Origin of the sequence: Providencia sp. PROV269, from assembly GCF_028477785.1 — a bacterium.
In the GTDB taxonomy this organism is placed as follows: domain Bacteria; phylum Pseudomonadota; class Gammaproteobacteria; order Enterobacterales; family Enterobacteriaceae; genus Providencia; species Providencia rettgeri.
Map to the genome: position 1 here is coordinate 595,731 of NZ_JAMPLV010000002.1, position 25,790 is coordinate 621,520.

Consider the following 25,790-nt stretch of genomic DNA (forward strand, 5'->3'; position numbering starts at 1 on the left):
TGGCCTTCGCAGAAAGTAGAAATGAATCCAAATAATTACATGCATATAATATAATTACAAGTAAACATAATATAATCATTAAAATGATTGTGTATCATATCGATTTGATGGCTTATATTTTAATAGAGAAATTATCTTGAGTGTTGTTAGTTGTAGTTAATCTTAATTGTTTTTTTATATATTTTACTGATGTGGCAATCTTGTTAAGTTGAAGATGGGTTTTAATTTGACAAGGAATGAAAATTTAGATGATAAATATAAATGATAAGAAAACTAATGATGAAATAATTAATAAAGATGATGATTTTATATTTTTAACAGAACACATAGATGGCAGGCCATTAGTAGGGGAGCAGTCCTCCGAACTTAAAAATATATCTAACTGGTTTAATCCTATAGATGAATTCACAAGGCTTACAATTTTTCATCATTTAATGAGTCGGCCTACAAGTGACTCGACATATAATTATCATGTTTTAATCCAAATAGGAGGTGATGACTCAGCAGCTAAATCAACGGGGAGATTATTAGCAAAATTTCCTAGTAATTCACTTGTTATACAGTTTGATATTAAAAATGAACAGTGGAAAGTACTACATGGTGATTTACAAACTCAAGTTAACGGGAAAATACGTTGGGCGGTTATTGGCCATGGTCAATATACTGGACGTAACCAGCAAAGCCACCTTGAAGGGTACCAAGCTTACCAACTTATTACAGGTTTGAAGTATCTTAAAAATGATGTACTGAAGGCATATCCACCTAATAAGATTGTTTTGGCAGGCTGCCAATTAGGACGCGGGGGGGTAAATGAAAACTTTGTTTTTAGGGCAAGTGTCGAATTAGCTAAGTATGGAATATACCTTCCAGTAGTAGGTTATAATCGACCTATCGGTATCACGAGTGACAGTAAAAAAATAACTTGGCCATATAATTTAGCAGGGGAAAAACAGTCTACTAAAAATTGGCGGTTGGAAATTAATATTAACCAAATTAACCAACAGAGCTATATTAATGGAAAGCATGCCAGTTTATATTTTATCGATGAGCTAAGAAGTGGTGAGTTAGAAGTTTGGCAATTAATCAAAGATGAGCATTCTACTGCTATGGATATTTTTAGGGATCCAAATAATGAGTATAAAATCGATATTGATTTGATTAAAAAAGTGGCTTTTAATCATGATGCATACGCTATTTTTAAACAGAAGTTAAATGCGAAAGATACTCAATTTAATAGTGATTTTAGAAGTGAACTAATTCGTGAATATGAAAATGTTGGAATATTAGAAACACCATTATGGTTAATGATTAATAAAATCAATGTGAATGCTAATCCGCAAAAAATCAACGATACTGTCAAAATTATTATTCGCTCAGGAAGAGGCGTTGTAGGCAAAAAATATGCTGAAGATCTCGTTAATGAGCTCCCTAATAGCACATTATTGTTTCAATTAAACCCGAATACAATGGAATTTTTCTCAGAGTATGGCGACATAGAGCATTTACTAAAAGTAACTAAACAACAGTGGATATTAATAGACAATATTCATTCTGAACCTGGTTTTATTCAAAACTATGCAAACTCATTAAATGTGTTAAAAACAAGATATGGTTTTAAAATGCCAGAAAATATTATTCTATATTTAACCGATAAAAAGGCACTTTTGACAAAAGAAGAAAAGGTGATTTTTGGCGAGGAGTTAACGAGTAAGCTAAAAACAAATGGGATATATACTAAAGTTTTTTTTGAAAATAATTTTGAACCAAGACATAAAATAAAAGCATTACTTGAAGATATTAGTATAGGTAATTTACTAGCAGAGCATATTGATATTAATAAACATCTTTATTTAAAAGGGTATTTTACATTCCAAGATGGAAGTGTCGATAAGAACAAAATAAATATTGCAGCATATGACCCCATTATCAGTAAAAAAATTAATAAAATTTATGACGCTGAGAATGAAAATGATTTCTCTCATATGTGGAATTCAATATTTATTGATGATGACACCACTAGCATTAAACAGCAAGCTATTGAAGTAAAAAATATTTTGGAGTTTTTGAGCCTCCAACCTGAAAAAATAAACTACTTAGGTAAGCAGTCTATAAAACGTTTGAGTGAGCTATTCCCTAGTGGGCAAGGCTTTAATCATGCAGAAGTTTTAAAACTAGTCCAAGATCCAATGAAATTAAGAAAATATAATCAATATATTGATGATTTTTTAATCCTCTATATAGATATTAAAACTCCATTTGGAAACGAAAAGTCATTAAAAAAAGAATTTAGATTAACTTTAGATTTACATGAAAAACGAAAATCGAATTATGCAGCATTATCTCAGTTATCATATAAAATGGGGTTCAATGTTACAATAAATAAATTGCCAGTTGAAATACATTCATTTGAGAATATCTGCTTTTTACGTTTTTTACAGTATAGCAATTTAACTGACGAACAAATTTTGCAACTTAATGAAAAGTTTGAGGTTTTAACCAAGCTAACACGGAAAAAAGAATTAAGTAATATTACCAATAAAGAGCAAGAAGTGCTCAATAGATTTGATGAAATATATCAATCGAATCTTGATTTATTAGGAGCTGTTTCTAATGAAATTAACGAGCAATCTCACATATTATTATTTGATAATATGGAAAATAATCAGATTATCACTTTTCAAAGTGATAAGGAAATATATACAATTACAAGCTATTCACGTAATGATAAGTATTTTTTGACTTTATCTGATACGACAGGTGTCGAACTTGTTATTGGCCATTCAGAATTTAATCAGGCAAAGAAACACTTATCTAATGTTTTTAATGATTATATTAACCAAGAAATAACGCAAGAGGATGGCTCAGTATCAACCAGAGGAAATATTGCGGGATTTAAGCACAAAGTAGGCGAAGCCTTGTTTGGTGAAGTGCAAATCATAAATACAGAGAGTGAAGCATACCTCAGGATGCGGCAAAGCATAATGAGTGAGCTAGATATTTTTTTTAAGTCATCAGCAATATCAGTGATTGATGATACGGAAGTTACTTTTGGCGAGCAGGTAACATCATTAAATAAACTTAGAGATATTGGGGCAACAATAAATGGTGAGCCACTAGATTTTAAGCATATTCAGGTACTTAACTGGGAGGGGGATGTTAAATTTAACCCTGATAAATTAGCCTTCCAACTAACCTTTTTAACTGAGGATCTAAAAGATACTAATCTCATTAAAATGCTTAATAAGAGTTTGCAAAATGACCAAATAACACGACGCATTGATGTTAACTCAGAGATCCAACCACGGGCAGTACTACATGAACAATTGCAAATTATTCAGGGATCACAACTTGATAATCAAGCAGGTGTAGATAAAGCAGTGGGGGATTTACGGCGCATCGGCATGAAATTACCAGCCTATGCCAAAATAGCTAATTATTCCGGACAAGGAATCGGTTCGACAGGGATATTTTTAACGATCAACTCTGTTTACCAGTTGATTGATGAATTAGATAATCCTGCTCTATCAGAGCAAGAAAAAAGGGAGATGCAGAAAAACCTTGATTTGGCCTGTGCAAATGCATTTTTTAATTATGGGGATATGGTCTTGCAGCCCATTTTACTTAAGCTGGCTTACAAGCAATACGGGTCATTTAATGTATCATCAAAAATTACAGCTCGTATTACAATTATATTTAATTTAATTGGAATGGGATTAGATATTTATCAAGCTTGTGAAGCATTTGAACAACTAGACAGGGTTACAAATGATAAAGAGCGCCAAGACTTAATTGTGAATGGTTCTTTGTCAATTGCTAACATTATTGTGGGTGGTGTAACTATAATTGGTATAATCATTGGCTCATCGGTAATACCTGTCGTTGGTTTAATTGTTGCGGGTTCCTTATTAATTGGAGGGATGGTATATACAGGTATTCGCGCAGTAGAACAAATTGAAGATGAGCTCGGTGAATCTCTATGCTGGGATGAAAAAGCCAGAGAAGGTATTCGTGCTGCACTTGGTTTCCCTCCTTCAGACAACATATTAAATCGATTTAGTTATAAACAGCATTTAGCACACTTCAAAAATATAAATTGGCAACAAGATTTAGATATGTTCAAGTCGTCATTTTTATATCAGGGTTTCGATGAACACTTGCAATTGGTTGGTAAACCGATCCTTGTTGAACATATCAAACATTATATTTATTATAGAAATAACTCAAAAATAATTAGTAGTGTAGAGTTTGTGGATGTGGATAGCCGTGGACCTCTTAGTCATATTGATAGTGATGAAATAGGGCCTTACTATACCATCGAACAAATTAATTTTATTCGGGAAAATTATCATTATGATTCTCAAGATAATCGTTGGATAAAAAGCTTTCAAACACAGAGAGTCAATGAACTGAATTTTAATTATCGTTTTAGACTGGTGAATAAAACGCCTCCTATCGCGTATAAGAATATTGGCGAGGAGGTTGCCAATGATATTCTTGTGCTTAATCCTGAATATGATAGTTTATTACTAAAACAATTTTTACATAAAAACGAGCTAACTACTTCTTATAACATAAAGAAAAAACAGTCAGTTGCTACACAACTAAGTTCCTTATCAGCATCAGAGCTACGGCTATTTCAGGCTAGAAATAATTATACCAATACGATCCATCCTGATATAAATAATGATATTAGAGTGAATAGACTAGGAGAAGAGTTTTTAAACCAGCCTATTGATATTGCAAGGGAATTATTAAGTGAAAATGCTAGGGTTATTTATGAAGGTATGCAAAATATTGGTTACCGATATGAAAATGAAGCCAAACAAAAAAACATTAGTTTTAACCCAGGGAATGGAATAGATGTTATCGTTGGGAAAAAAAATTCAAAAAATTTATTTAACATCAATGCAGGGAGTAAATTTCTAGTAGGCGGCGAAAAAGATGATATTACAAATTTATCATTATTATTTGATAATAACATTGAAGAAATTAACGAAATTTATTTTGATGGTAATGGAGGGAATAATAGTATAATCATTAAAGACTTTCCATCCAACAGTAAAATAGATATCGATTTGAACAAGGGAACGTCAGAGGTGGCCTTCATTAATCATAAAGTTAAGAAGATTCATTTGCACAATGTTAATGATGTGATGCTAATTGGAGATAGCTCTATGACAACAGAATTATTAGGTAATAAAGAATCCAACACATTAGATGCAGGGGCAATGATTGCATTTATTCAAGGTATGGAGGGGGATGACCATTTAATATTTGAATCAGGGATAGTCAATGGTGGAGAAGGCGATGATAACTATTTTCTACGTCGTGTTGACTGGCGCAATAATCAAGATGAATTAAATGATGATTTATTAGAATTATCAGCTGTAATTATTGAAAAAATACAAGGTCAAAGTCGAGTGAATTTAGGGTATATGTTAAGCGAAATAAAGGGGGCCAGTATTTCGGGTAATGATCTCATATTAACTATTGAAATGAAATTGGAAGAGCCAGAAACGAAAATTTTAACACTGAATGTTACTTTAAAAAACACGTATAGAATCGATAGTAATGGTAGGGGAATATTTCACAGGTATCAATTATATACAAGGGACGGATTTGTATTAAATACTAAGCTAAATAATTTGGATTTAAGTGCTTCACACATTATAAGTGAAAATATTTTCAATATTACTTATCAGGGTGGCGCTAGCTCTACAATGAGTATTGATGAGAGTGAAAAAACAATTTCAGTTGATAATGAAATATATGATCAACCTTTATGGGGGGATTTTAAATTTCATGGGTTAGCGAGTAAGTTAGAGTATAAAGGAGAGAATAACGATGGCCACCTTTTAATGGTCAGTAGAAACAGTTATATTATAGTTACCAAAGGAAGAGATGTTTATCAAGTTAACCCAGATCAGATTTTTCAAGGTAAAATCATTTTTGACTTTTCAAATATTAAACCAGAAATGGAAAATGAGTTTGATATGACCATTTTATTACCTTATGAGAATGGGTTTGATATCAAGGCATTGGGGAAATCAATATTTTTATATGATAAATTCAGTAATGAAAAAATTGAAATTAGCTTCGTTAATTTATCATACCAAATAAGTAAAGAAATTCATATTAAAGACGGTCATGGAAATTTATTTAGGATAAAAATGGGGCAGGATTCTTATAATATTGAACCAATTGAATGTTTGGAATTACCAACAGTAAATAATGATTACATAAAAATCCCTAAAGGATATAATTTTCGTTATCCTATTTTAGATACAAACAATGGTGATGACCTAATTGATGACAACAGCATGATAGGGAATATCATAAATTCAGGGGAAGGTAATGATATTATTATTTCAAATGGAGGAGGGAATGTTTTGTATGGAGGTAACGGTGATGATTATGTATATGGTGGTGAAAATAGTGATTTAATTCTATCTGACTTGGGTAATGACAAACTTGATGGACAAGGAGGAGATGACCACTATTTAATTGATGGAAGTAAAGGGGGCGGTAATACAGAAATATTAGATCAAGTGGGATTTAATAATATTCATTTATTTAATTTTAAAACACAGTATGAGGTCATAGACGAATGGGAAGAGACTTATCATATTTATACATCGCAATCTAATTTGCGTACAGTCAAAGTAAAAATGCCCAAAAATAATGAAAATAGCAATAATCAAGTCTGTCATCATCAGCGGTTACCCTCCCATATGCCCGCCCATATTCATAATGATGGAATGGCACATTTAGTTCGCTACCTTGCTGAACAGCGTCAATATAAAAAAGAATTAACGCCAGAACAGATTTGGCACCCTATGGATGAGTTTAAAAATTTTTCTAACGAGTTAAGCTTTTCATCAATTATTGATACAAAGACAAAAAATATACATATTAGTGAAAATACGCCATTTAGGCGCTTGTTTATTCGAACAAAAGGACCAGAACAAAAAGTTTGGGATAGAAGTGGGGTCGGGCGGGTATTTAAAGCGCAAGCGGTAACTGGAGCCATTTCAATTCCAGATGGTATTTACGGAAATAATGTTCTTTATGCATCAATAAGTGATACCAATTTATATGGTGGTGAAGGGAATGATGTCTTCATTTCTAATGGTTCAAATGGGTTGTTAACAGATGCTAGCGGAAAAAATAGTTTTATTATCAATGGCGAAATTGTAGGCTGGAATTCGTTGTATAGCCTTGGCGGTGAAAACACGATTTACCTAATTAATTTTAATAAGGACGTTATTCGAGAGGAACCTGACCACCGAAGTAATGCAACTCGATATACTTATACTTCAGATCAGGGACGTAGTGTGAAAATATTTCAGTATCCGAATACGATAGCTCCCACTGTAGTTCATGTGCAGTCTTTAGAGGGGCAAAATGAGCATTCCACCCAACAAAAATTAAATCATTTAGTGGAGACGTTAGCGACACTACGCCTACAAGACGAAGAAAACTGTATTGGTATTCAGGATATTGAATATTTACAGAAGAATTGGGAGCCCACCAACCTTGTTGATAATTATATGAAAAAAGCAAGTTAGAAAGGAGACGTAAACCACAAGGCTCCAAAATACAGAGATTTTTGTGGTTTTTAAGTAATTATTTAGCCCAAATCATCTTTATCTACAGAGTGTTGTACTAAAATAGTGTGAAAATTAATGCTAGAATTTAACTATTAAATATAACAATTTTTAAATAAGTTATTTTTGTTGTAACGGGAGAGTGTAGAGCAATGAGACGTTTTATTAGTTTAGAGCTGCCTCCTGAACCCATAATTAACGGTCAGTGCGTAAGAAAACGCCTGAAAAATAGCATCTGTGATAATTGTGCCATCAGCTGCCCTGTTGGCGCTGTGTCATTTAGCCATATGGATGCAGAAATTAATAATGAATTGTGTTTTCAATGTGGTAATTGTTTATTTGCTTGCCCTGTCGATGCTATTGAAAATATCAAGCCTCACGAACGCAGCTATCAAGGGGAGTTTCTGATAGTAAAACATGACGAACCCATTGCGAATGCGGACGAACTGATTGTTTGGCACCGGCAATATGGCATTCGTGGTATGCAAATTGCTGAACCCTGGGTTGATAAATGGTTGCCAACGATTGCGGCATTAAATTTAAAACTCAAAATATTACAAGAACCTATTTGGCAATTACGTATTGTTCAGCCTGAACAAGTCGATAGCGGTCGTCGGATGATGCTATTTCGTCAAAAATTGGATTCAAAGCCGTTAGATAAGGGCCAGGTGAAAACAGGATTAAATGCAAGAAAACAATTTTACCCTGAAGATAGCTGGTTTAAGGTCGAATTAGACACAGAAAAATGCATTCTTTGTGGTGCTTGTGCCAAGATGTGTGATGAGCATGCGATAGAAATTGAAAATAACCAATTTTTGATAGATGAAAAACGTTGTACTGGTTGTATGAGTTGCCAAGTCGTTTGTTTTCCTAAATCTATCCATGTACAAGCATATACAGCCAAAAATAGCGTACCAAAAATTTTCCATTATTATGATGCGCAGTGTAATACCTGCCATTTACCTTTTTCTTCTTGGGAAGAAAATACCCATATTTGCCCAATTTGTGCGCAGCATAAGAAACAAGGGTGGTTATAATAGTAACTAAGGCTCATTTTCAGAGCCTTAGTACGCGAATTTATTAATTTAAATGATTAATTATCAGTTTAGCGATTTGTGGATTAATCATTGGTGGCGTTTCATGGCCCATACCTTCAATAACTTCCAATTTTGCATTCGGAATATTGTTAGCAATATCTTGCCCTGCGGCTAATGGGAAGAGCGGGTCGATTGAACCATGAATAACTAATGTGGGTACATTAATGTGCTGTATATAAGAACGCAAATCTCCGGTGACGGCAACAGCCACAATTTGGCGTTTAGTGCCTTCTGGTGAATGATTGCGTGCGAGTGATTGCAGTATATATTCACGATAATAATTTTCATCAAATGGGCCAAACGTTGAGCTGATCCGGCGATAAAACGCAAGCTGTCCTGACAAATATCCTTCTAAATCTTCTTTTGGGTTAGCACTTGGGCTCATCAGCATTTGCATAACATCGGGAGCACTTTGTGGCAAAGTCGGGTTCCCAGTCGATGACATGATTGCACAAAGAGATAATGTACGTTCAGGAAATTTCGCTGCCGCTATTTGGGCAATCATTCCGCCCATGGAACGACCAATAAAGTGGGCTTTATCAATAGATAACGTATTTAAGAGATGGATAATATCTTCAGCCATATCGAATAAGGTATAAGGAACAGCGAAAGGCTCACCTTGTTGCATTTTTTCAATCAATACCCCTAAATCAATAGGTGGGAACTCATTGATATGATGAGATAAACCCGCATCTCGGTTATCTATACGTAACAGGTAAAAACCAGCATCTGCAATTTCCTGACAAAAGTCTGACGTCCAACTAATGTTATGGCCACCTAAGCCAGGAATGAGGACTATAGTCGGGTTATCTGGTGTACCAAATGAATCATAAAAAAGTGGAACTGAATTGGTTTTGGTCATTTTTCTTCCGGTATCTTCATTAATAGTGCTATTTATATGCCGTAGTTTCGTTGCAATTACGAGCCATAAAAAATGGCAATGATTACCTATGATATAATCGAAGTTTATCATGGTAATCATTTTATTGATGAAGAATGTCAGATTAATGTGTTTTAAGGTGATAAATAGCGAGTGCCAGTAGCGCCGTTGTGAGTAATAGAACTGCGATGATGAGGTTAGCAGATAACCCATATAAGAAGACAACCATGCTGCCTAAAGCAGAACCCAAAGCAATGCCTGCATTAAAAAAAGCAATATACAGTGAGCCCGTAATTTCAATATGTTGAAGACTGTGCGTAATCATCCATGTCATCAATGTGACGGAGACACCACCATAAGCCATTCCCCAAGCTATAATAGTTAGGCCGCCAATTAATGTTGTCAGGGGTAAAATAGCAAGCAAAAATAAGCAAGCAATAATGATTGTTATAATAATAAACAAGGATAAATTAAGCTTTTTCCCCGCAGTTAAGCCAAAGATAAAATTACCAAAAATGCCCGCAATACCATAAAAGAATAGCATAATGCTAAGTTGTTCACCTGTTGCATGAATATTAGTGACTAATAGCGGTCTAATATAGGTAAACACCATAAAATGCCCTGATACCAAGAGTAAGGTAATGGCTAACCCAAGCAATATTGTTGGGCGTTTTAATTGTGCAATAAAAGCGTTAGCTGAAGGTGGTGTGACCGTCGGTAAAGAGGGTAAAAGAACTACCATTAACAATAATAAAATACATGATAAGGCACTCATTAAGAAAAATGCGCTGCGCCAATCCCACCATTCACCCATAAAAACGCCTAATGGAATCCCCACTACCGAGGCAGCAGCCACTCCACCAAAAATCATTGATGTTGCTAAATTAACATGTGCTGATGCCACTAAACGCGGTGCTATTCCACCTGCGATCGCCCATATAATGCCAATACACAAACCAATAAATAAGCGGCTAATTAATAGCAATGTAAAATGAGACGTGATTGCCGCAAGCAAGTTACATACAACGAGCAGTAGCGCACCCAAAATCAGCAATTTTTTACGATCAATTTGTTCGGTAAATAAAATGACCAATGGTGAGCAAATTGCAGCCACGACAGCAGGTAAAGTCATAAGCAACCCGCTCAAACCGATAGAAATAGAAAACTGATTGGCAATAGGGGTTAATAGGCCGACGGGTAACATTTCAGTGGTCACAACAATAAAAGTGGCAAGGGTTAAGGTCAGTATTGCCCCCCATGAACGAAGTGTGCTGATGCTATTTGAATGTTTAATGCATTGTGAAAACATATTCTACCTAACTAAAAATAAACTTGTTGAAATAGCATATAGGGGACATGATAGGAGATAAATATATCAAATGTAGAAATATTGGGGATAAATCGTGTCTAATTCAGCTTCTCTAGTGATGGATAACCTACTTGATTTAAAAGTCTTTGTGGATGTTGTTGAAACACTGAGTTTCACGAAATCGGCCGAACGGCTAGCACTATCGCGTTCAGCGATTGGGAAATGTATTGGGCGACTAGAACATCGTCTACAAACTCGCTTGTTACATCGAACGACACGAAGTATTCATTTAAGTGATGAAGGTCAATTGGTGTATGAATCTGCCATTAACATATTACAAGAGATTGAAAGAGTTGAAAATATATTAAGCCAAGGCCAGCAACAACCAAAAGGATTATTAAGGATAACGGTACCTGTGGTATTTGGAAAACGTTTCATTTTACCTCTCGTTCAACGTTATCTAGCACAATGGGAACAGGTTGAGGTGGATGTAGATTTTAATGATGACTATTGTGATATTGTGCGCGATGGTTTTGATATTGCGATCCGTATTGGCGGAATGGATGATAACCGTTTAGTCCGTAAAGTCTTAGCCCCACATCGGTTAATCACGTGCGCATCCCCTGAATATCTCCAGCAGCGCGGTGAACCAGTAAACCCGCAAGCTTTACAGTATCACAGTATGCTGGTGTTTAGGCACCGAGGATATAATGTGTCGTGGAAGTATAAAATTAATGGGCATTTGCAAAATTATCCAGCTCAAGGGCGTTTAGTATTAAATGACACCGAGGCTATTCTCGCCGCAGCTATAGAAGGACAGGGAGTGTGCCAGTTAGGTGCATTTTTAGTGAGTGAGGAAATCAAAAAAGGCCGATTAGTGCCAGTGCTAACCGAGTTTTCCCTGCCTGAGTCACCTATTTGTGCGCTATACCCGACAAAACGTTATTTACCCCCTAAAGTTCGTGAGTTTTTAGCGCTAATTGATGAGTGTTGGGAAGGAAGGGCAATTTGGGAGTGATTATTACGCTAAATAAGTCTGTTTTCAGCTAATTCCGTAAAGCAATTAAAAATCATTGAGATATGATAAATAGTAAGCAAATGGTTTGCTTGAGTAGAATTATTATTAATATATTTTTAGGTTTTATATGATTTACTTTATTTCAGATACCCATTTTTGCCATTCAAATATTATTAACCTATGTGACCGACCGTTCAAGAGTATCAGTCACATGAATGATACGTTGATTCATAACTGGAATGCGTATGTTACTGAGCATGATGAGATCTACATACTCGGTGATTTTTTATACAAGGGGAATGGCGCGGATGCGAATAAAATATTACGTCGCTTAGCAGGGAAAAAATATTTGATCCGCGGCAATCATGATAAATTTTTGGACGACCCTGAATTTGACCAATCGTTGTTTGAATGGGTTAAAAGCTATTATGAGTTGGAATATCAAAAACAAAAATTAGTGTTATTCCATTACCCAATATTAGAATGGCAAGGCTTCTTTCGTGATGCGATTCATTTATATGGTCATGTTCATAATTCAGGGAAAGACCCAGAGCAGTTTAAGCGCTTAGCGGTGTTAGGGCCCCGTGCTATTAATGTCGGCGTGGATGTAAATGATTTTTTCCCCATCAGCATTAAACAGATATTAAAAAAAGCCAATCGTTAACTGTCTTTTTTCGCATACAAATAAACTGAGGCTCTTGATATCCCTAAGTGCTGAGCCACTGTTTCCATAGATTTTTTGATATCTAGCAGGCCTTCATTGCGTAGCACTTCAATTAAGTTTTTTCTTTCGTCTACTTTCAATGTGCGTGGTGTCGCAGCTAAGGTGGCTGCATATTGGTCAATACGCATGCGAATGGCTTCTGCACCATTAGGCTCAATATGCTCTTTTATTGGGCTATTACCCACGTCAATAAATTGCGATAACATACTTTGCATACTTCTAAATAATGTCATATCCAGATTTAAGCACAATGCGGCAATGTATTGTCCTGACTCATCTTTAATACCAATCGAAGTGCTTTTTACTGGGCGTCCATCAGAAAACTGGTTGGCGTAATTGGCAATAATGTTCGGAAAATCTGCAGATTCAATTCTTGCATGGCCGAGTTCGGTAGTAGGTTCACCAACTTCGCGACCAGATAAGTTATTATGAATAGAAAGGATGGAGTGTTCCGGATTTTTAAGGTCGTGTACCACCACTTCACAAAAAGGGGCAAATGTTTCACTAAGACCTTTCGCAATAATTTCAACTTGAGCCAGTATTGAATTATCTTTTTGATCTGACATGCTGTTTCCCTTCATCCATCAATTGCTAATCCCTAATTTTAACCTATTTTTAGTATTGCTAATAGATGAAGGGCGGTGTTCATTATGAAACTAATTACTTATAAAACTAATTGTGCAAAGTGCTGAATATCAACATTACCACCGCTGACAATGACCCCCACGCGCTTACCTTGGAATTGTTCTTTGTGGGCAAGGGCAGCAGCATAGGACAAGCAACCTGTCGGTTCAACGATAATTTTCATGCGTTCAGCATAAAATTTCATGCGATCAATAAGTTGCTCGTCGGTTACAGTGAAAATATCATCAACCTTGTTTTTGATAACAGCAAAGGTGTAGTTACCTAGATGTTGGGTTTGCGCACCGTCTGCGATGGTTTTTGGCGTATCAATGTGCACAATTTCCCCTCGATGAAATGATTGTTGCGCATCATTGCCGGCTAAAGGCTCAACCCCATAAATTTGGCAGTTAGGTGATAATTTTCTGGTAGCAATGGCACACCCTGAAAGTAGGCCTCCGCCACCTAAGCAAACAAATAGGGCATCCAATTCACCCACTTCTTCAATCAGTTCTTTGGCTGCGGTACCTTGGCCAGCGATGATATCAGGGTGGTCATAAGGAGGAATAATCGTTAACTCTTGTTGAGTAGCGAGTTGTTGGCAAAGCACTTCTCTGTCTTCTTTATAGCGATCAAAACGGATAACGGTGGCACCGTAACCTTGTGTAGCAGCCACTTTCACCGCAGGTGCGTCATTGGGCATAAGAATAGTGGCAGGAATATGCAAAAGTTGCGCTGCTAAAGCGATACCTTGTGCATGGTTACCGGAAGAAAATGCAATAACGCCCGCTTTTTTCTGCTCGGGGCTTAACAAACTCAACGCATTAAAGGCTCCTCGAAATTTAAACGCCCCCATACGCTGAAAGTTTTCACATTTAAAAAACAGTTCTCCCCCAAATTCTTTATTTGCGGTGGTTGAGGTGAGAACAGGGGTTTTATGTGCAAAACCCGCAATACGTTGTGCTGCTGCGTCTACATCTTGATAAGTCGGTAATATTAATCCTGACATGATATAACCCCAATGAATAATAAGTAATTAAGCAGACATCGCAATCGCTTCAATTTCTAATGCTGCACCAAAATGAAGTTCAGCAACGCCTGCGACAGCACGAGCTGGGCGGTGATCGCCTATCCAACTAGCATAAATCTGGTTGAATAACGGCCAATTTTCCATATCTGTTATATAAACTCGAACTTGAACCAAATGCGCTTTGCTACAATTAACAGCATCTAAGCATGCTTGTAAATTAGCAAGCACAAGCGTGGCTTGCTCTTGGAATGCTACGTCAGTCATCGCATTGCCTAACTTATCAACGGGTAATTGCCCTGAGATAAAAACCAATCCATTAGCAGTAACACAGTGTGAATAATGCCCTTTTGGAGCAATGAGTATCGGTGCATTCACACATTCAATAAGTTGACTCATATCTGCCTCACCATGCACAAAATACGTTGACTAGATTTTTAGTCTAATATTAGATTTAGTGTTTAGTCAACGTTTTCTTCGCGAATAAATTTGATGTAAATAGCAATAAACTGTTATCAGAATTATCGTCAACATAATAAAAAGAAAAATATAGGTATAAGGCAGTTAATTAAATAATTTATTGGGTAAAGTTTAATTATAAAGAGTAAACCTATAGCTATATCCCTATAGGCAGAATTTAAAATCGCAAGACGGGTTAAATGATATATCTTAATTAAAAATGATTAAGAATAATCAAATTGTGACGATATGATTAAAATGATAAGAAGTTGTTATATAAATACTTTTAGGGAAATCAGATGGCAAAGTTCACATTTAATCTTCTTTCAATTTTTGGGAAAAAAGAATCACCCGTTGCAGAACAATATTTACAAGAAGCGCTTTTACCTTTGTCTGTCTTAGATGAAGAACTACCTAAAACCGTTTTAGAGTATGTATTAGATGGAAAATCGCCAGAAGTATTGGTTCAATTAAGCCAATTGGATAACGAAAAAGCGGTTATTTTGCTCGATAAACCCGGTACCGTAGATTGGTGGTGGGGAGGAAATAGCTTTAATTCGAGCCAATATAATAAATTAATTCGCCAAGGGGCAAATGCAAGACATAAACTATATTCGAAAGTGGGCGATGGGATTACTTCATCGCAAATTGCCCGTTTTGCAAAAGTATTAGCGGCGGCGTGCCAAGATATTAACATCAAAGTATTAACACCTGAATTACCATCGTGGGTAAGTTATTTAATGGGCGATGCCTTTGCAAAAACCTATGATAATTCGCGGGATACTAAGTTAGAACACCGTAAACATTGGCATTTTGACCTACTAACTGAAATCATCGAACAAGAGACAGATAAACCGGCTAACACTATTTTATATATCATTTTCGATCGTCATCATTTATCTGATTACCATTATGATAACTTAAATCGGTTATTTGCCATTCCAGGATTCAAAGCGTATTTAATCGCAGAACAAGCATTTATTAAGCAGACGTTAGTGAATAATTTATCTGCTGCAGGGCAAATTCAGTTAATCAACACACTGAAGAAAGACGTTGAGCTTTATACGCTTTTTGCTGATGTATTAGTTTCTTTTGCTACTAGTTCGTTAAAAACAGTGCGTGCAGCCGCGGAACCCACAATGGCAATTTTACCTGTACAATCGGTTACGCAACACTTAACTCAAATTTTAACTGGAGGTACGCCAAAACAGCGTACCCAAGCAGCAGATTTGTTTGCCCGTATAGGCGAACACAGAGAGATATTAGCAGCGGCATTGACAACGGAAACCAATAAAACCGTACTGAAAAGTATTGAAAGTGCAATTTCGAGATTTTCAGTCATGGATACCGCCAGCCAAGTTGAAGAGACTGAGTTACCTGAGTTTATTGAATTAGAAGATACACCGCTGCCTGAAAGTGCAAAAGATATCTTAGTTAATAATTTCAATGAAATGCTGCAAAAAGCCAAGGAAAATGCAGAAAGTGAAATTGAAGAAAACAAAAAACAGAAGCACAGCTACAATTGGGCACTGCGACATTATAAAGAATTCCAAAAACTCAATGCGCAAGCCTGCTGTAAGGTGATTGATAAGCTGAATTCAGGTAAGGAAATTATTACTGACCATGAATATAGCGTGGTGAAATTTAAAGAACGTATTACTAACTTGCCCGAATATACCTTATTCCATGCATTACGTCTGATCAGCCATAACCGAACAAATGAGGAACATTTATCCCATTACCATCTTACACGGGAAGTTCCACCGCGAATTCTTGGGCAAGTTGAATTGCGTCAGCTAGAAAAAACGTTAACACAATGTCATTTTAAAAACGCAACACGGTTGATTGCAGACCTTTGTTTACGCTCATATGCTAATGGGTTAGCAATTTTTAACCAGCCAGTACAAGTTTGGCCGTTTTTCATTCAATACCCAGATTTTATTGCAGAAGCATTAGGTTTAATTCCTCAACAAGAAACGCAGCGTTATTATCAAGAATATGATGCGGCGAGTGGAATTGATGTCCTTGCAATGTTACCGACCATTCCAGCACGTTTTATTCCACGTATTATGGAGTTGGCTCTTGGGGAAAATAAAACCCACCGCCTGAGTGCACAAAAATTACTAGAGACATTACCGAATATTCACCTCAACGCGGCAGAAGGGTTAGATTCAGGCAAACAAGAAATTCGTGTCACCGCAATTGAATGGTTGGCACGTTTGAAAAATCCAGAGTCATTAAAACCACTCTATGCCTTATTAAAGAAAGAAAAACGGGAAGTTGTACGGGCTGCCTTATTAACTACGCTGGAACAATTTGGCGAGGATATTTCAGGTTATCTTGCGCCTAAAGTGTTATTAGCTGAAGCGCAAAAAGGACTAAAAGCGAAAGCGCCTGCCAGTATGGCATGGTTTAATCTCGATTCTTTGCCGGCATTAACTTGGCAAAATAATAAACCCGTAGAAGCCGATATTATTCGCTGGTGGGTGGTTCTGGCCGTTAAATTAAAAATGCCAGCGGGTAATGGATTACTTCAACGTTATATTGGTTTACTTTCGATAGATAGCCAAAAGAAATTAGGTAGTTTTATTTTAAATAGTTTTATCGGGCAAGATATTGCTGGGCCGTCATTAGAAATGGCAATGACAGAAGCAGAACGTGATGCCCCAAAACGCTTAGCTAATTATCAAGATTGGGTGAAACGCTGGCCTGAATATTATAGTCAGTATGAAAACTATACTTTAGAGCAGACGTTTAATGAGATAAAAAATGAAGTTCTGCGCCGCTATTTAGGCTCCGCTATTAGTGATAAAGGAATGTTAGCGCTGATTTGTGGTATTGAAGGGCACCTTGCCGTAACCACATTGCGCAACTATATGCGTGATCATTACCAACGTCGCGCACAAATTGAAGCCATGATTGATGCGGTGGCGACAAGCAATGACCCTCTGATTATTCAATTATTATTGTCACTTTCTCGCCGTTATCGTACCGCGTCAGTTCAAGAAAAAGCGCGCGGACTTGTTGCTCAAATTGCTGAACGTAATGGTTGGAGCGCGGATGAACTTGCAGATAGAACAATACCGACTGCCGGAATGGATGAAACAGGTATTTTGGCACTTGAATATGGTGACCGTACGTTTACTGCGAAGCTGGACGCACAGCAAAAATTAGTCTTATTTAATCCAGAAGGCAAAGAAATCAAAGCATTACCCGCTGCACGTAAAACCGATAACGAAGAATTGGCTAAAGAATCTAAAAAGCTATTCACTGCGAGTAAAAAAGAACTCAAGCAAGTCATTGAACTGCAAACGGCTCGTTTATATGAAGCGATGTGCGCAGAGCGCCTTTGGACAACCGCAGATTGGCAGGAATATATCCAAGCGCACCCGGTGATGCGTGGCCTTATCGAAAAATTAGTTTGGATAGAAACGAAAGAGAACAATATCCTGAATGTGTTTCGTCCATCGGATGATGGCAGTTTATTAAATTTAGATGATGACGAAGTGACGTTATCTGCTGACTCTTACATCAAATTAGCCCATGCTGCATTGGTCAGTGAAGATGAGCGAAAAGCGTGGATAACGCACTTTAAAGATTACAAAGTGAAATTTTTATTTTCACAAATGGAACATAAAATCCCTGCTCTGGATCTGAAATTAACTGAAATTGAAGATCGTAAAGGGTGGTTAACCGACACCTATACCTTGCGTGGCGTCTTGACAAAAATGGGTTACCAACGTGGGCAAGCAGAAGACGGTGGGAGTTTTACCCATTATGCAAAACACTTCGCCAGTTTAGGTTTTTATGTCTATATCGAATTTAGTGGCAGCTATGTGCCAGAGGAAAATATTCCAGCGGTCTTGTTTTCATTAAGCTTCGAAAAATCACAACAAAGCTCATGGAACCGCAGCTATATCGAGTTAAAAGATATCCCACCTATTTTATTAGCTGAAAGCTATGCGGATTATTTAAAAGTTGCGGATGCGTGTGCAGGTTTTGATCCTGAGTGGGAAAAGAAAACACCTTGGTAAGTGGGTTTAACGTAGGATTTTAGAATGACTAAAAGTAAAACAATAGAAGGGAATATTCTGCGTGAAAGCGCAGAAATTCGTTTTGCCGATGAATTGGCGCGTTTAACCGAAGCAGATAAACAGAACCCGAAACCACAAGGGTGGTTGCGCTCACCTCGTGCTGTTAGGCAATTTATCTTAGGTGATGAATCACTCAATATTTCTGCAAAATTTTTTGGTGATGATGCTTTAGTTGACCGTGCAATTGTGACGTTATTAGGTAAACAAGGGTTAATGTTAGTCGGGGAGCCTGGGACGGCAAAATCCATGTTATCGGAGTTATTAGCCGCTGCAATTAGTGGTGATTCAGGTTTAACCATTCAAGGAACCGCGGGCACAACTGAAGATCATATTAAATATTCATGGAATTATGCATTGCTATTAGCTGAAGGCCCAACAGAGAAAGCATTGGTTAGCTCGCCGTTATACCAAGGTATGCAAGAGGGAAAAATTGTTCGTTTTGAAGAGATCACGCGCTGTCCTCCTGAAATTCAAGATGTGCTGGTTAGCTTGATGTCAGAAAAGCAAATGATGATCCCTGAAATGAAAGACAATGCACGGATCAGCGCGAAACAAGGGTTTAATTTAATTGGTACAGCAAACTTGCGTGATCGTGGCGTTCATGAAATGTCATCAGCGTTAAAACGTCGATTTAATTTTGAAACGGTACGGCCTATCCAAGATCCCGCATTTGAAATTGAGCTGATCAATAAGCAACTAACCGCAGAGTTAGCTGACCTCAATGGCCAAGTAACCATCCCAAGCAACGTGATCGAGCTGTTGGTCACCACGTTCCAAGAATTGCGTTCAGGAAATACCAAAGATGGGGGCAGCATTAAAACGCCAGACGCGGTGATGTCGACAGCTGAAGCCGTTAATATTGCTTATGCATGTGCGCTTGAAGCCCATTACTTAGGTGATGGCACACTCAATGCAGGAGCAGTTGCACGCCAGCTTATTGGTGTGGTTTTAAAAGATAACGCAGATGATATCAAACGGATGCGTTATTACATTGACAATGTCGCGAGAGAAAGGGCGAAACATAGCCAAGAGTGGAAAGCTTTTTTTGATGCTTCGAGGGCATATTGGCAATAAAGTTTCATAACAAGGTAGAGCCACTATGGTTCTACTAACCCCTCGTCATGATGATTGAATTAGTACTAGGCCATTTAAGACGAATAACCCTTAGGGAAATCAGCGGTGAGCTTGCTATCTATACCTTTACCAAAACGCATTGAAAATGCATTACACAACAGGCAACAACTTGAATCAGCCGGTATCTACTTTGCACCTATTCGGCATCATAGCCCCGCATGTGCATACAGCACGTTGTCGTTGATTGAACAAATCGAACCTGACTATGTTTTAATCGAGGGACCCGATAGTTTTAATGGGCTACTGGCGAGCTTATTACATCATGATACCCAGCCACCTGTCGCTATTATGGCACAAACAGAAGTAAAACCCGCACAAGTAGGAGATAAAAGTGACGTTGTCACTCGATCTGCTTATTTTCCTTTCTGTGAATATTCCCCTGAATGGCAGGCTTTACAAATCGGCCAACAACACCAAGCCCAGTTGCGTTTCATTGACTTACCATGGACAGCGCAAGTTAATGAAGACGAAGCCAATGAGTTGCAATCTCAAAGTTTGCAGAAAGAACGCTACTTAGCCCATAGCCTATTTATTAGCCAGCTTGCGAAAAAAAGTGGTTGCCGTGACCATGATGAATTATGGGAGCAAATTTTTGAATTACGGGCGATTGAACAACTCGCGGATTGGCAGACATTTTTCATGGATAGCTTTATTTGGTGTGCATTGGCACGGCTTGATTATGAGCCCCAAGTCCTTGAAGCAGAAGGCTCTATACAGCGTGAGCGCTATATGCAAGCGCATATCCAGACCATTAAAGCCCAGCACCCACAAGCTAAAATTGTGGTGGTGACGGGAGGATTCCATACCCTTGCGCTTCTTGAAGGGTTAGAAGAGACTCGCAATCAACAATTTAAGCTTTCTGTAGCACAACAAAAAGCGTTTATTCAACAACAAAAATTGGGTGAACAAGACAAGGCTTGGTTTATTCGCTATAGCTATGACAAACTTGATGCATTAAATGGCTATGCATCCGGCATGCCTTCTCCTGCATTTTACCAACAATCATGGTTGTCATTATTGCAGCAACGCCAAGCACAGTTGACAGGCGATAACCAGCCTACGCAGGCTTATCGAAACCGTTTAGGTGTTGCCTATCTTTCTAAAGTTGCGAATATCTTACGTGAAAGGCAATTTGAAGCGGCTCCCGGGTTTTTATCGGTTAAACTGGCTGCAGAGCAAAGCATTCGCCTTGCCGTCTTTCGTGGGCATGCAGGCCCAGGGCGTTATGACCTGTTGGATGGGTTACAAAGCGTTTTTATCAAAGGTAGCTTAGATGAAAGCCAAGTTGAACTTTGGCAGGAAATAACAACCTGTTTTTCCGGCTTTTTACTCGGAAAAATTCCCAAAGGGACAGCAACACCTCCGTTAGTCACTGAAACTTATGAATTAGCAAAAAGCTTTCGTTTCAAACTTGATGATACCTTAAGTAAGGTGAGCCGCTTAGATGTTTATCGTAACCAACAACATCGTGCGCGCAGCCGATTTCTGCATTTACTAGCATTTCTTGATATCCATTTTGCTAAGCTGCTCTCTGGGCCAAACTTTTTGTCGGGTAACCAAATGGATTTATTATTTGAAGAATGGCAATACGCATGGACGCCTAATGTTGAGGGGGAATTGATTGCATTATCGGAAAAAGGAACGCAATTAAAAGCTATCGCGCTAGCCCGTTTGTTTGAAATGGAAAAAAACCTAGAACAACAAGGGGTTAGTCGCTCAAGCCAAAGTGCGGTTGCACTCCTTATGCAAGCCGCGTTAATTGGGTTACATCAACGGATGCCCGCATTATTTTCTTTGTTGGATGGTTATATTCAGCAGGATACAAAGTTTGAATCATTGATTGCTTGTGGTCATAAACTGGTTAATCTTTGGAGGGGGCGTCAATTCTTTGATATTGAAGATAATTTTGCTATCGAAGCGCGTTTAGATGCCTTATTACAACAATCATTTTATTGTTTTGCTCAAATTACACAAGGGGATGAACAGCAGCAAGAGCCTCATTTTTCAGCATTACTTTCTTGCCGTGAATTAATCACTTTTATGCCTGAAATTAATAACAGCCATGACTACACCAATGATTTTTATCAGGCATTAGGCCGTTGTGAAGGTCAGTTAAATCAGACACCGCTTTTAAAAGGCGCAGTGGATGCTTTGCGTTACCTTGGGGCGAAAATTGATGAAACCGTCCTGACAGATGAAATTAGGCGCGCGTTCAGCACAGGCAGTGATCCTGAAATGGCAATTGGCTATTTTATCGGTGTGATGCGAACAGCACCAGAGTTAGTCTTACGCATACCATTATTAATTGATATGTTAAATCAGTTGCTTAGTGAATGGGATGAAGGGCGTTTTATTCAGGTGTTACCTGATTTACGGTTTGCGTTTAGCCAGTTAACGCCTAAACAAAATGCACAAATGGCACAATATGTGGCACAAGACTTGGCGATTGAGGCAAAAGAACTCACATTGCACCAGACAGAATTTAATGAACAACAGATGATGGAAGTGATTCAACTCGAACAACAATTACAGAGCCAGCTGATTGAACTAGGGTTACAGGATTGGTTTGCTCGTGCTCAGGATGACAAATAATGAGTCAGAAAAATACGACATTAACCCCTGAACAACTTCAATTGGCTAAGCGCTGGCGCTTAGTCCTCGGGCAATATGCCGATAACGCGCTGGGCCAAGCCACCTTTAGTGCTGAAGAGTTGAAAATAGAACGTTCTTTGGATTTTTTATATCGCCGAGAATACCAACGTCGAGGCTTAAAACAAGAAGCTGGACGCCACGGCTCCTTAGATGCTTCTCAATTAACGGCGGTTAACTGGTTAAATCAAGCACGTAAATTATTTCCTAATAGTACTTTTGAGCGGATGCAATCCCAAGCGTTAGAACGTTATGAGACCAGTAGCTTACTAAAGGATCCACAGGCGCTCAATGCCATGGAACCGACAAAATCCCTCGCTAAAGCCTTGTTAAGCTTACGCGGGAAAATGAATGAAGAAACCCGTGATGCCGTTAAAAATATTATACGTAAAGTAGTTGATGATATTTTAAGTCAAATGCGTAACCAATTTCGTCACGCATTAACAGGGCGGCGTAACCGTTTTCAACGTTCACTGATCCCAAACAGCCGTAATTTTGATTGGCGAGGGACTATCGCTGCCAATTTGAAGAATTACGATAAGCAAAATCAACGGTTAGTTATCAAAACACCCCATTTTAATTCTCGTCAGCAACAGCATTTACCATGGGATGTGATCTTGTGTGTGGACCAAAGCGGCTCGATGGCGAGCTCTATTATGTATGCCGCGGTGTGTGCGAGTATATTAGCGGCATTGCCGACAGTGCGTGTCTCTTTAGTGATTTTTGATACTCAAGTGGTAGATTTAAGCCATCTTGCGCATGATCCCGTTGAAGTGTTAATGACAGTGCAACTGGGCGGCGGAACAGATATCGCTAAAGCCATGCAATATTGCGAAAGCTTAATACGTAACCCAAAACGTACCGTGATTAGCTTAATTAGTGATTTTGAAGAGGGTGGCGCGCTGAATCATTTACTCAATTGCACACAGCGTTTACATAGCCAACAAGTGAAATTATTAGGTTTAGCTGCGTTGGATGACGAGGCACTCCCTGTTTATGACCCTGAAATTGCCCAAAAACTCGCAGATAGAGGGATGCATGTTGCAGCATTAACACCGGAGCATTTTGCGCAATGGTTAGCAGAGGTCATGCAATGAGTTGGAAAAACAGTTACCTACAGTATGACGACGACGCATTAGTCGTATTAGCGAATGTGGGGTTACTCAGGCGTGCACGCAAAGATGTTGAAAACCAAAAGGTTAATCCAACGGACTTAAACCTTGGGACATTCACGAGTGATGGGCAATGTGTCTCTTTAGATGCGCAAGGGATCCAAAAAGCCACTTGCGATTGCCCAGCAACGGGATGCTGTAAACACATTTTGGCAGCAGTTTTATGGATTCAATCGAATACAGCCGCAGAAATGACTTCAGCAGAGCCGGTAGCTAGTGAAACGGTGCTAAGTGAATTATTAGCATTATTACCAGAAAGCTTAATTAAACAAACACCGAAACCTGATATTCGTTTAGCGTTGAGATTTATGCAGGTATGGCAAGATAAAGAGCTGGTTTATGAAGCACATTCTAGCCAGTTAAAAATTATCCTACCAGAATATGATGAGCCAATTATTTATATGCGAGGTAGTGGTTTGCAGGGCATGATTTCATCAATACCTGAAAAACAAAAAAATGCAGTTCATCTCGCTATTATTGCAAAATTAATGCATCAGCATGGCCAACCATGGCAATGGCCAGAGGAGATAACCGTAGGTCAAACTCATCAACAAGAGCTGACCCAAGACGATAAAATGGTGATGGGTTCAGTTGAGCAATTCATTCAGGATATGTTACGACAAGGACTATCACATATTAGCCAAAGCAGTGCTAGCCAGTTGCAATTACTAAATATGTCAGCACGTGCGGAAGGGTTGCCTCGCTTAGCCAATTATATGAAACGCCTTAGCCAGCAAGTTAAACGCTTAGCCGATAAACATTTTACGATGGATGAAGGGCAAGTTTTACGGTTAATTGCTGAAATATCTGCTTATGTGTATCAATTATCAACAGCCAATGAACATCAGCTTATGGCACTCAAAGGGTTACAAAGACGGCAGTATACCGACCAACCCATAGAGTTTGATTTGCTGCCTATCGATGCGAATTGGTGGAAAACAGATAGCGGTGCGATCGGTGCTACATTGAGTTTTTGGGATCAACAAAATAAAAAAATTATTCAATGCACACAGGGGCGTGGAAATAGCCTTGACCCGACGTTTAACCGACAAAATGTTTGGCAAACCTTGGCGTTATGGAAACATACCGCAGTAAGTTTGATGAAAAGCCCCTTTAAATTGCATTTACCAAGGTTATCAGAGGAAGGGAAATTATCAGCTAGCGGTGAAAGCTATGCAGTTAGCTGCAAAGAAAAAGGATTAACAACTGATGATTACCTTAATATCAAAGCTGAATTCGGTTATACCGACTGGCAATCAGCGGCTAACGAATTACCGACATTTATACAAGAGAATAGGTTTTCGCCCATTTTATTGCATATTACTGATTATGAGCCGCTCTATTGGGATGAAACCGAACAATGTGTATTGTGGACGGTGATTGATTCACAAAAAAACAGGGCGTTTTTACGGCTAAATTGGCAAGGAAGTGATGACCATAAAATTGAGGAATTGCGTTTTATTACAAAGCAGCAATGGCCAATTTGTGCTGTGACGGTGCAGGTGAGCCATTCACAAGAAGTGCTTCAATTAATCCCCAAAACATTATGGTTAAAAAAAGAACATGGTATTGAGCTGTTCTATTTAGATTTTGAAAGTACACCGCGTAAGAAACAACGTTCTGGTTTTTTTAATAAAATTATCGAATATATGGTGAAAAAACAGCAAAAAAACCAAGTTTTTGTACCTGAATTAACGTTGGCTAGTCAGCTTGTTCGGCCGCTACTTTCGGTATTAGAAACTCAAGCATGTACAGGAAGGCAGCGTTTATCTCAGACTCAACAAGATGAAATAGCGTATGTCGTTAGAACACTTGAAGATTTGGGGGCGCTTTGGTTGGCTAATCAGTTCAAACCTTTGGTGGCTTCCGGCGCTATACAACCCCAATTACTTTTACAATTAGTTTATTTATGTGACCATTTTGAACGGTTACAAATGCCATTACCTTTTCAATTTAGCCAATAACATGAGGGGAGGTATTCCCCCATGTTATGTTCAAC

Annotated in this window: 14 protein-coding genes; 9 read left to right on the plus strand and 5 right to left on the minus strand. The window is 38.0% G+C overall.

What is annotated here, in order from left to right; translation table 11 throughout:
• The first annotated feature begins 248 nt into the window (after positions 1-248).
• Both PR683_RS04200 and PR683_RS04205 read left to right on the plus strand, forming a co-directional pair.
• Positions 249-7,568, plus strand: coding sequence for a C80 family cysteine peptidase (locus PR683_RS04200; protein WP_272581685.1), 7,320 nt, complete (start codon positions 249-251; stop codon positions 7,566-7,568).
• 191 nt (positions 7,569-7,759) lie between these two features.
• The gene (locus PR683_RS04205) at positions 7,760-8,644 is read left to right on the plus strand and encodes a DUF362 domain-containing protein (protein ID WP_109912225.1); all 885 of its coding nucleotides are present in this window, start codon (positions 7,760-7,762) and stop codon (positions 8,642-8,644) included.
• 43 nt (positions 8,645-8,687) lie between these two features.
• Here the strand turns inward: PR683_RS04205 and PR683_RS04210 are convergent, their stop codons facing one another.
• The gene (locus tag PR683_RS04210; protein ID WP_109912226.1) at positions 8,688-9,566 is read right to left on the minus strand and encodes an alpha/beta fold hydrolase; all 879 of its coding nucleotides are present in this window, start codon (positions 9,564-9,566) and stop codon (positions 8,688-8,690) included.
• 142 nt (positions 9,567-9,708) lie between these two features.
• On the minus strand, positions 9,709-10,893 hold the full coding sequence (locus PR683_RS04215; protein WP_109912227.1) for an MFS transporter: 1,185 nt from the start codon (positions 10,891-10,893) through the stop codon (positions 9,709-9,711).
• Between the two features lie 94 nt (positions 10,894-10,987).
• Between PR683_RS04215 and PR683_RS04220 the strand changes: the two genes are divergently transcribed.
• Together PR683_RS04220 and PR683_RS04225 are read left to right on the plus strand one after the other, a co-directional pair.
• Complete coding sequence (locus tag PR683_RS04220; RefSeq protein WP_238564649.1) at positions 10,988-11,911, plus strand: LysR family transcriptional regulator; 924 nt, start codon at positions 10,988-10,990, stop codon at positions 11,909-11,911.
• A gap of 127 nt (positions 11,912-12,038) precedes the next feature.
• Positions 12,039-12,575 carry a metallophosphoesterase family protein gene (locus PR683_RS04225; RefSeq protein ID WP_109912229.1) on the plus strand — a complete coding sequence of 179 codons (537 nt, stop codon included), beginning with the start codon at positions 12,039-12,041 and terminating at the stop codon, positions 12,573-12,575.
• Here the strand turns inward: PR683_RS04225 and PR683_RS04230 are convergent.
• The 3 genes from PR683_RS04230 to PR683_RS04240 all read right to left on the minus strand — a co-directional run bounded on the left by PR683_RS04230 (position 12,572) and on the right by PR683_RS04240 (position 14,682).
• The gene (locus PR683_RS04230) at positions 12,572-13,201 is read right to left on the minus strand and encodes a helix-turn-helix transcriptional regulator (RefSeq protein WP_196723408.1); all 630 of its coding nucleotides are present in this window, start codon (positions 13,199-13,201) and stop codon (positions 12,572-12,574) included. The two genes, PR683_RS04225 and PR683_RS04230, sit on opposite strands and share 4 nt — an antisense overlap.
• A 98-nt stretch (positions 13,202-13,299) precedes the next feature.
• The gene (locus tag PR683_RS04235; RefSeq protein WP_004910908.1) at positions 13,300-14,265 is read right to left on the minus strand and encodes a threo-3-hydroxy-L-aspartate ammonia-lyase; all 966 of its coding nucleotides are present in this window, start codon (positions 14,263-14,265) and stop codon (positions 13,300-13,302) included.
• A 27-nt stretch (positions 14,266-14,292) separates the two neighbouring features.
• Complete coding sequence (locus PR683_RS04240) at positions 14,293-14,682, minus strand: RidA family protein (protein WP_109912231.1); 390 nt, start codon at positions 14,680-14,682, stop codon at positions 14,293-14,295.
• A 359-nt stretch (positions 14,683-15,041) separates the two neighbouring features.
• On the opposite strand from PR683_RS04240, the gene PR683_RS04245 reads away from it, so the two are divergent.
• The 5 genes from PR683_RS04245 to PR683_RS04265 all read left to right on the plus strand — a co-directional run bounded on the left by PR683_RS04245 (position 15,042) and on the right by PR683_RS04265 (position 25,755).
• Positions 15,042-18,776 carry a DUF4132 domain-containing protein gene (locus tag PR683_RS04245; protein WP_272581686.1) on the plus strand — a complete coding sequence of 1,245 codons (3,735 nt, stop codon included), beginning with the start codon at positions 15,042-15,044 and terminating at the stop codon, positions 18,774-18,776.
• Between the two features lie 24 nt (positions 18,777-18,800).
• Complete coding sequence (locus PR683_RS04250) at positions 18,801-19,910, plus strand: ATP-binding protein (RefSeq protein WP_115167236.1); 1,110 nt, start codon at positions 18,801-18,803, stop codon at positions 19,908-19,910.
• 105 nt (positions 19,911-20,015) lie between these two features.
• A complete protein-coding gene (locus tag PR683_RS04255; protein ID WP_272581687.1) occupies positions 20,016-22,562 on the plus strand; it encodes a DUF5682 family protein in 2,547 nt (848 codons plus the stop codon).
• On the plus strand, positions 22,562-23,716 hold the full coding sequence (locus PR683_RS04260) for a VWA domain-containing protein (protein ID WP_272581688.1): 1,155 nt from the start codon (positions 22,562-22,564) through the stop codon (positions 23,714-23,716). Before PR683_RS04255 ends, PR683_RS04260 begins: the two co-directional genes overlap by 1 nt.
• Complete coding sequence (locus tag PR683_RS04265) at positions 23,713-25,755, plus strand: SWIM zinc finger family protein (RefSeq protein ID WP_117161923.1); 2,043 nt, start codon at positions 23,713-23,715, stop codon at positions 25,753-25,755. The genes PR683_RS04260 and PR683_RS04265 overlap by 4 nt, the downstream gene beginning before the upstream one ends.
• Positions 25,756-25,790 lie beyond the last annotated feature (35 nt).

Bases quoted from the DNA above. Each gene is read 5' to 3' on its own strand.
- PR683_RS04200 (WP_272581685.1), top strand. From the start codon at position 249: ATGATAAATATAAATGATAAGAAAACTAATGATGAAATAATTAATAAA.
- PR683_RS04205 (WP_109912225.1), top strand. From the start codon at position 7,760: ATGAGACGTTTTATTAGTTTAGAGCTGCCTCCTGAACCCATAATTAAC.
- PR683_RS04210 (WP_109912226.1), bottom strand. From the start codon at position 9,566: ATGACCAAAACCAATTCAGTTCCACTTTTTTATGATTCATTTGGTACA.
- PR683_RS04215 (WP_109912227.1), bottom strand. From the start codon at position 10,893: ATGTTTTCACAATGCATTAAACATTCAAATAGCATCAGCACACTTCGT.
- PR683_RS04225 (WP_109912229.1), top strand. From the start codon at position 12,039: ATGATTTACTTTATTTCAGATACCCATTTTTGCCATTCAAATATTATT.
- PR683_RS04230 (WP_196723408.1), bottom strand. From the start codon at position 13,201: ATGTCAGATCAAAAAGATAATTCAATACTGGCTCAAGTTGAAATTATT.
- PR683_RS04235 (WP_004910908.1), bottom strand. From the start codon at position 14,265: ATGTCAGGATTAATATTACCGACTTATCAAGATGTAGACGCAGCAGCA.
- PR683_RS04240 (WP_109912231.1), bottom strand. From the start codon at position 14,682: ATGAGTCAACTTATTGAATGTGTGAATGCACCGATACTCATTGCTCCA.
- PR683_RS04245 (WP_272581686.1), top strand. From the start codon at position 15,042: ATGGCAAAGTTCACATTTAATCTTCTTTCAATTTTTGGGAAAAAAGAA.
- PR683_RS04250 (WP_115167236.1), top strand. From the start codon at position 18,801: ATGACTAAAAGTAAAACAATAGAAGGGAATATTCTGCGTGAAAGCGCA.
- PR683_RS04260 (WP_272581688.1), top strand. From the start codon at position 22,562: ATGAGTCAGAAAAATACGACATTAACCCCTGAACAACTTCAATTGGCT.
- PR683_RS04265 (WP_117161923.1), top strand. From the start codon at position 23,713: ATGAGTTGGAAAAACAGTTACCTACAGTATGACGACGACGCATTAGTC.